Origin of the sequence: Micromonospora sp. DT4 (assembly GCF_049841675.1) — a bacterium.
Taxonomy (GTDB): domain Bacteria; phylum Actinomycetota; class Actinomycetes; order Mycobacteriales; family Micromonosporaceae; genus Micromonospora.
Map to the genome: position 1 here is coordinate 1 of NZ_JBNCKT010000164.1, position 8,512 is coordinate 8,512.

Annotated in this window: 6 protein-coding genes; 2 read left to right on the forward strand and 4 right to left on the reverse strand. The window is 67.9% G+C overall.

Annotated elements, in window-relative coordinates; all coding sequences use genetic code 11:
* Positions 1–74: 74 nt before the first annotated feature.
* The 4 genes from ACLQ24_RS27295 to ACLQ24_RS27310 form a co-directional block, all read right to left on the reverse strand.
* Positions 75–299, reverse strand: coding sequence for a hypothetical protein (locus tag ACLQ24_RS27295; protein ID WP_425894608.1), 225 nt, complete (start codon positions 297–299; stop codon positions 75–77).
* Between the two features lie 321 nt (positions 300–620).
* Positions 621–3,800, reverse strand: coding sequence for a BTAD domain-containing putative transcriptional regulator (locus tag ACLQ24_RS27300; protein WP_425894609.1), 3,180 nt, complete (start codon positions 3,798–3,800; stop codon positions 621–623).
* A 35-nt stretch (positions 3,801–3,835) separates the two neighbouring features.
* A complete protein-coding gene (locus ACLQ24_RS27305) occupies positions 3,836–4,825 on the reverse strand; it encodes an RNA polymerase sigma factor (protein WP_425894610.1) in 990 nt (329 codons plus the stop codon).
* A 152-nt stretch (positions 4,826–4,977) separates the two neighbouring features.
* A complete protein-coding gene (locus tag ACLQ24_RS27310) occupies positions 4,978–5,334 on the reverse strand; it encodes a hypothetical protein (RefSeq protein WP_425894611.1) in 357 nt (118 codons plus the stop codon).
* 379 nt (positions 5,335–5,713) lie between these two features.
* Here ACLQ24_RS27310 and ACLQ24_RS27315 point away from each other — a divergent pair, with 379 nt between their 5' ends.
* Both ACLQ24_RS27315 and ACLQ24_RS27320 read left to right on the forward strand, forming a co-directional pair.
* Positions 5,714–8,068 (forward strand): BTAD domain-containing putative transcriptional regulator, encoded by a 2,355-nt coding sequence (locus tag ACLQ24_RS27315; protein ID WP_425894612.1) that lies wholly within the window; start codon positions 5,714–5,716, stop codon positions 8,066–8,068.
* The coding region (locus ACLQ24_RS27320; RefSeq protein ID WP_425894613.1) for a hypothetical protein at positions 8,065–8,512 on the forward strand (448 nt) is incomplete at its 3' end. The genes ACLQ24_RS27315 and ACLQ24_RS27320, both read left to right, overlap by 4 nt.

The window sequence follows — 8,512 nt, forward strand, 5'->3', positions numbered from 1 at the left end:
CCACGCGTCAACACCCGCTCCCCTGAGCCTCGGGATGGATGCCCAAGGTTCGGCCGGCCGAACCTTGAGGGCGGTTACTCCGCCGTCACGGAATGCCCTACTGCTGGCCGATGCCGTTCACCTGGGACCTGGCCGATCCTCTTGCCGTCGGCGTCGTAGGCGGTTACGTTGGCCAGCGTAGTGGCGCCGGTCACCTTCACGTTGTCGAACCAGGAAAACTTGACCGCGACATTCTTGCTCCAGACCGCCTGCTTGGGCGGCGAATGGGGCTTTTGGGTGACGGGGGTCTTGGCGGCCATGCGGGGGTACGTCACGACCGCAGAGGGAGGGAACGTCGGTAGCGTGGACGCGACGACGCGTTGGTCGTTGGCGGGCGGGGTCGGTGCCGCGTCATCGCTTGTTCATATGGTCCATACGGCCAGGGCTGCGACAGCCACCACGCCGAGACCGGAACCAATGATCTACGCATTACGCGTAAGCCTCGTCAAATACCCCATCAGGATGACAAACCGGTGCCCTACGAGGGGACGACGGATCGTCGCGACAGCTTCGCCCTGATGCGGGTGATGATCATTTCAATCCGAGCGACGACACCCCGATCGAATGCGGGCGAGCAGGTGTCAACACGGTGAGGCCAGGCCGGCCAGGAATTCGTCTGCCCGGCGGGCGATCAGATGGGCGCCGCTGTCGGCGGACAGGGTTCTGGCCTTCTCGGCTGCGGCCCGGACGACCACATCGGGCTCGCCGGTGGCGTGGAGCAGCCGTGCCCGTGACAGCAGGAGCATGCCCTCGGCAAAGCGCTGGCCGTGTGCGTCGAGAGACCACTCGGCCCGCTCGAGGACGGCACGCGCCCGGTCGGTCATCCCTGCGGCGAGGAACATGTCGGCGATCAGCCCGTAGTGAAACGCGATGCCGGATCGTGGCGGATCGAGCAGTGTCGTAACCAGCACGTTCTCGGCCTCGGTCGCAGCTTTCGCTGGCTCGCGGCCGCTCATGGCCCGCACCCAGCATCGGGCGATGCTCAGGTACGAGTCGACGGAAAGAACCAGATGCCCGGGATCCGCGGCGGTCCACCGCCGGACAACGCGCCCTGCCCAATCGTGGTCGCCGGCCATCGCCGCCGCCATGGCTGAGTAATGCGCCCAGACCGATATCAAGTGTGGATCATCGCCCACGGCGACCTCCAACTCGTCGAAACGCGAGTGGGCAGCGTCCAGGTCGCCATGCTGGGTTTCCACCAAAGCATGCAGCATGGGGCCGACTATCCGCAGATCGTGCGGCAACGGATCACACTGTGGATCGGCGACGACGTGAGCCGGGCAGCTACCACTCTGCCTGAAGTATCGCAACGACTCGGCGATGTCACCGCGATCCCACTGATAGAACGCCCACGCGCCCGCGCCGAACGACCGGAGCATCGGGTCCGTGGAGGCTTCGCCCTGCTCGAACAGGCAGTGAGCGAGCTCAACGCGCTCCGGCCGGGCTCCGCTCACGGCCAGCACCAGGCGGGCCAGCAGAAACTCGGAGGCCTGAACCGAACGACCAAGGTCGTCGGCGAGCCGCCGGCCACGCTGCAGGATCTCATCGTACGAGCCGACGAAGTCCTGTTGCCTCCAGAACACGGTGACCAACAGTGAAAGCGCGGACAGCTCGAGTTCGGCCAGACCGGCCCCGCGCGCGATCCGTGCCGCTCGTTGCAGGTGCTGCTCGGCGGCCTGGAAGGCGAACTTCGTGACCGCGAAGCGTCCGGCCCGCACCAGCGCGGTCGCCGTCCGGACCGGGTCGACCAGCGGGCCGGCCGTCCACAGCTGGTACGCGAGCTGCTCGGCAAACCCTTCGTCGGCTTCGCCTCGGCGCCCCATGGCGTCCGCGATCCGCAGGTGCAGGACAGCCGTACGAGACACCGGAAGGCTACCCACAATGGCCTCGCGAACGAGGTCGTGGGCGAAACGAAAGACGTACGGATCGTCCGGAACCGGCTCGATCAGACCCAGCGACCCGAGGGGCTCGAGCCAGCCGAGGCAGGCCTCGACGTCGACAGCCATGGCGGCGGCCAGCATGCGTACCGGAACCTGCCGCCCGATGACCGCAGCACACTGCAGGAGATCGCGGGTGACGTCCTGCAGGTCGGCCGTCCGTGCTCTGACCACGTCCTGGACGGTCGTCGGGACGGTCCCGGCGGAGAAGGAGAAGCTGTCGAGCCGCCGTGACAGCTCAACTACCAGGTAGGCGTTGCCGGAGGTGCGGGCGTGGATCTCGGCGGCCGCACCGGCAGGGTCCCGGCCGGACTCGCGGCGGACGAATTCCGCCACCTCCTCGACGGTGAACGTCCGAAGCCGGAGACGACGGTGCCCCGACACCCGGCTGGCGGCTCCCAGTGTCTGCGACAGCGCCGAGGTGGGAGCCGGGGCCCGGTCGCGGAGAGCGCCGACGATCACCGTGTGGAGGGGCAGGCGGGCAACCATGTGAGCGAAGAGCTGCAGCGAAGCGGTGTCGGCCCAGTGCAGGTCGTCGATGATGATCTGGACCGGACGTTGTTCGGACACCTCCCGGACGAGGGCCACCGCCTCCTCGAATAGGCGGAACTGGGCGCCGCTCTCGGGGAGCCGCCGGATATCACTTCCGCCGGCGCGGGATTCGACAAGGTGGCCGAGTTCGCCGTCGAGCCACGTCTTCCGCATGGCGTCCGGCAGGCTAGCGAGGATGGCTCCGATCGCTTCGAGCCACGGCCACATCGACGGGGTTCCCTCGCCCTCCAGGCAGGAACCCCACACGACCAGCACGCCCCGCCGATCCGACTCGGCAGCGGCCTCCAGCAACAACCGAGTCTTGCCCACGCCGGGCTCGCCCTCCACCACGACAATCCCGGATTCGCCCGCGAGCGCGGCCGTGACGGACTCGCGCAACACTGCCAGCTCTTCGGTCCGGCCGACCAGGCAGGCTCGGGCGCTCTGGCCGCCGTCCTCGGCCGCTGCCATAGGAAGGGTCTGCATCAGCGCCCGCCGTTGGGCCGCAAGCAGGGCTGCCCCAGGATCCATACCGAGTTCGTCGGCGAGACGGTTTCTGATCGTCCGAAAGACGGCGAGCGCCTCAGCCCGGTGGCCGCCGGCGGCCAGCCCGAGGATGAGCGCCGCGTGCACCGCTTCGTTCAGCGGTGCCATCGATACCGCCAGGCGCAGCGCCGGGAGGATCCGTCCCGGCTGGCCCTGGCGTACCGCCAGGTCCGTCGCGGCCAAGCACGCGTCGTAGAACTCGTCGTTGAGGGCGACGAAGAGCGGCACCTGCGCCAGGCTGTCCGCAGCGGGGCCTCGCCACAGTGCGAGCGCTTCGACGAACCGGTCGAGTGCCGTCTGCCGGTCCTCAACGGCGGCCGCCGTACGACCGGTCTCGACCAGCCTGCGGAACGTCACCAGGTCGAATTCGCTGGGTCCGCTGTCGAAAAGGTAGCCGTCGCCGCGCCGCTGGAGATACGACCCCGTTTCTCGAACGGTGAGGCCGGCTTCAAGGAGTCGTCGCAGCGAGCCGATGTACTTGTGAATCACGTTGAGGGCGCTTGCCGGCGGGGCCTGTTTCCACAACAGCTCAATTAGCTCCTCCCGGCTGACCGGCTGGCCCACCCGGGCGACGAGCGCAGTCAGCAGAACGCTCTGCTGGTGCGGTCCTAGATCGAGCTCGACCCCGTCACGCCACAGCCGAACCGGGCCCAAGATCTGCAGACGGATCTGAGCGCGAAGCGGATCGGACGGTTGGTCCATGCCCGGTGGCCCCCCGAGATCGACAGGACCGGCGCTCTCACTCACCGTGGGAACGCTCTCGGCACACATGCATACCTTGCCTATGCTGGGTGAGGGCCTGGCCGCTCACGCTGGGTGGGTGGCTCGCCGGCGGGCGGAGCATAGAGCAGGCGTACCTCCTGCACGACGCCGTCCTTCTCTCGAAGCAGCCAGGTCGCCCCCGGCGGGCAATGGTAGGGGTCGTCCGGTGGGTTGAGGAAGGTGTTCTCCCAGATCGTCACACCGGGACCGGCCACCAGGCCGGTGAGCCGCGCGGTCACACCCTGGCCGTAGTTGTTCTGCATCACCGCGAAAACTGACCCCAGACCGGTGCTGATCCTGCCGCTGGGCCACCACATCGTCATGTCCTTCGCCCACCGTCGTTCCACCTGGCTCAGGGGAACGTCATTGGCGACGGCGGTGAGAATCGTGCCGGCCTCCTCATGTCGCTCGGTGGTCAACGCATCGATGTCGTCGTGCCGTTCGCCCTGGATGCTCGGGAGAATGTGGGCGAGCCGCCGCCGCGCTTCGCTCAACCGGCTCGCGACGGTGCCGACCGGGATTCCGCACAAAAGGGCGATCTGCTCGTACGAATTGTTGTCGCTGAAATATCGAAGCATGGCGACGGTCTGGGTCCTGGGCGTCAGCTGTTTCAGCCCGTGCCAGATCCAGTCACGCTGGGCCATGCGCTCGATCGACGCCACCGGACCGTCGTCCGCGGAGGCCGGCAGGTTCGCCCCGGCCACACCGACCGGCACGGGTCGGCGAGAGCGCAGGATGCTCAGGCAGATATTACGGACGATCGCGTGCAGCCAGGGCCGTACGGCAGTAGGGTCTCGTAGTTCGCCGATCCGGCCGAGCGCCGTGATGGTGGCGTCCTGGCAGGCGTCCTCGGCGTCCGGCCCGGGTCCGAGGAGCCGGTATGCCACGGCGAGCATGCCCGCGTAGTGAATCTGAAACATCTGGGTGAAGCTGTCCGAATCACCCTGCTGCGCCGCCCGGACCAGGTGCACGGTCTCGTCGACTGCTGGCGATCTTGATTCAAGCAGCATGGCTCGACGTTAATTGCGGGTTGTGAACAAACTCTTCCTCGGCGAGGCGGTGTCCACTTCGCTGGGCCCATGGTAGATCGTCGGGTATGTGCTCTGGTGAGCAGGTAGTCGAACCGCGGCGCCCACTTGCGCGACCCGAGCCCGGCCGTCGTCTAGCAGTTGTCGACCATGTACGCCACGCCCATCGGGAAGCGGGCCAGACCGTTCCCGGCAAGGGTCACACTGCGGATCGCGTTGCCCGACGCAACCTCATCGTAGAACTCTTGGGTGATCTCCACGAATCTCCACGACGACGAGCGCTCCGCGTACACCTCGGCGAACGCGGCGCGCTCGTCGTCGCCGAGCCGTCGGTGCAGGCCGATGAGCCCAGAGCGCGCTCGACGGGTCGGCCGCTGACGTCCTGTTCGACGGTAAAGCTGGCGTTTGATGCCGACCCCGTTCTCCTCGGTCCCTTGCAGGTAGAGCGCTCGCACCGAGGCGCCCATGCCCTTCGGGCAGATGGCGATCACGTCGATGCTTCAGGAAAGCGGCTGCCCTGCTGGTCGAGGAGCCGCGCGGCTTGATCCCTCGAAAGCTCCTCGGCAGCCGGTAGAGCAGGTCACGCCCGCCTTGTATGATCCCCTCCCTCGCCCAGCCAGGCTGAAGTATTCCTCGTCGGAGACGCTGGTCACGAGGTCCGATCGACAGATCGTCACGATCAAAAACTAGGTGAACAGATGTGACAACGTTTTCATCCGATGTGGGAGTTGATCGGACATGACTGTGCCGCGCGAATCGCTGCCGACCGGGCCGGACGCGGAGGGCTCGCTACGCCTCCAGGTCCTCGGTCCGCTGCGGCTCTGGCGTGGTGACGTAGAGCTCGACCCCGGTCCGCGCCAGCAGGCGCTGATGCTCGCTTTGCTGCTGACCCGGGTGGGCCAACCGATTAGTAAAGCCCAGTTGATCGACCTGCTCTGGGACGACGATCCGCCAGTCAGTGCGCCCAGCGTGATCTACAAGTACGTCGGTGCGCTGCGCAGACGGCTCCAGCCCGACCTCTCTCTCCGCGACGCCGGTTCCTACCTGCGACGACGTGGCGACGGCTATTTCTTCCGGAGCGCGGACAGCGGACTTGACCTGGTCGCCTTCCGCGACCTGGTCCGGGCGGCCAGAACTGCGCTGGCCGAGAACCAGGATTCCCGGGCGCTCGACCGGTTCGTCGACGCTCTCGCGCTGTGGCACGGCCCCGCAGGCCACGGATTGGGGCTCGGTTTCAAGGCGGCACCGGTCTTCCTGCTGTTGGACACCGAGTTCTACGACGTCTGCGTCGCCGCCGCGGAACTCGCGGTGCGACTGGGACAGCCGAGGAGGGTGCTGCCGGCACTGCACCTCGCGGTGTCCATGGCGCCGCTCAACGAGGAGCTGCACAGCTCGCTCATCGTCAGCCTCGGTGCGGCCGGGCTTCGTGGCGAAGCGCTGGAGGCGTTCCGGTCGGTCCGCGTCCGTCTCTCTGAGGAACTGGGCGTCGGCCCCAGCGCCGCGCTACAGGCCGCGCAGCGGCAGGTGCTGGCGAACGGTCTCGAGCCGACGGCCGACATCGACACCCAGGCTGCGGCATCCGCAACTGACCTGATCGGCCGGGTGGACGAGCTCGGAGTGCTGCACAACGTCATACGGTCGGCTCTGGAGGGGAAACCGGCGGTGGTGATCGTCGAGGGGGAACCCGGGGTCGGCAAGACTCGCCTGCTCAAGCAGATGACCGCCGACGCGCATGCGGCGGGCGCGCTGGCCTTCTGGGGAATGTGCCTCAATGGCGAGGGAACGGCGTCGATGTGGCCGTGGGTGACGATGGTCGGAGAATTACTGAACGGCCTGCCCCGGGAGTCGCAGGCGACCTGGCTCGCCGGTGAGCTCGGCCCGCTCGTGCAGCCGGCGGACGATCTCAACCCGCTGCCCGCGCCGTTCGACAACGGCACCCGCTTCCGCCTGTTCGAGCAGGTCGTCGCCCTCGTCGCGCACGTGGCCGCGAGGCGACCGGTGGTCCTCACCGTCGACGATCTGCAATGGGCGGACGCGGCCTCCCTGCAGTTGTTCGGCCACCTGTCGGCGCGGTTGCCCGGAGGCGCGGTGCTCGTCGGTGCCCTGCGCGATCGCGCTCCGGCACCAGGCACCGAACTGTCGCGGACCCTGGCCGCGGTGAGCCGCGTGCCAGGTCATCACCGGATCCTCCTGGGGCCGATGAACGAAGCCCAGGTGACCGAATTAGTCCGCCGGGAGACCGGCATGGAGCCCGGCCTCGCCGCCGCGCACAGCATCCATGCCCGGACTGCCGGAAATCCGTTCTTCGTCCGGGAACTGTCTCGCCTGCTCGCCGACCAGGGCGCCATCACCGCAACGTCGGCCCTCGATTCTGCGGTGCCGTCCACCGTGTGTGACGTCGTCCGCAGCCGGACGGCGGATCTCGGCGACGATGCGAAAGAGCTGCTCGAGATCGCCGCGCTGGTGGGGCGGGAAGTCGGCGTCTCCCTCCTCGCGCGTGCGGCTGCCATCGATGCCCAGACGTGCCTCGACCGAATCGAGCCTGTGGTGACGCTCGGTGTGCTCGAACCAACTCCCGGAGACCCGTTCTCGCTGCGGTTTCCGCACGACCTGATTCGCGAATCGGTAACCGAGTTCCTGTCCCCGCGACGAGCGGCCCGGCTGCACCTTCGCATCGCGGACGCGCTGGAGACCGCCGAGCCCGATCCAGAGTCGATCACTGAACGCCTCGCCTATCACTTGTCGGCCGCAGGACCGCTCGCGGACCCGGCGCGAACCGCGGACGCGCTGCTGCACGCCGGCCGTCGCGCGGAGGCCAAGTCCGCACTCGAGACCTCCGAGCGGCAGTTGCGCTCGGCCGTTCAGGTGGCGCGCGCCGCCGGCCTCACACAGCTCGAGCTGTCGGCCGTGTCGCTGCTCGCCACCGTCTTCTGGCAGCAAGCGGGGTACGGCGAGTCGTACACGGCGTTGCTGAAGCGCGCCGAGCAACTGGCACACGATCTCGGGCAGGAGGCCGAGGCCGCCGACTTCCTCTTCATGCGCATCGTCGCCGCCTTCAGCCAGCTCCAGCCCGAAGCCGAACTCCTGATCCGCCGGCTGATCATTGAGCCGTCGACGCCGCCCACTGGATGGCCGACCCGTGGTGGTGCCTGCGGATCATCGAGCGGTGACAGGCTGCGGATCCTCACCATTTCTTCGTCAACGTCGACGTCTATCTGCGGGTGAGCCATTGCTGGGCGTGCGCGCTGACCGGCAAGGACCCGGCCGGCGCTGCGGCGGAGGCGGAAGAGGCCGTGGCCACGACGATGCTAAATCCACCGCTGTACGGCACGACCCAGTACTACATGACCGCCGAGATGTTCCTGGCCGCCGGGATGCCCGACCGGGCCGCTATCGCCCTCGACGGGGCCGGCCGCTTCGCCGAGGCCAACGGAGAGCGATTTGCCGAGAGCCTGCGCTGTTGGTCCGGACGAAAATGCTGCACGCCCGGGGCGAGCCGGTGGCTGTCGTCCGGGCGGCAGCGGCAGCGGCAGCGGCAGCGGCAGCGGCAGCGGCAGCGGCAGCGGCAAAGACTAAGGATATTTCCGTTGAAAATGGGGCATGCACGATATTCCGGCGCGCTGCGGAGTCGATCGACCGCCTTCCGGCGCGAGGGCACTGGAATCTGGC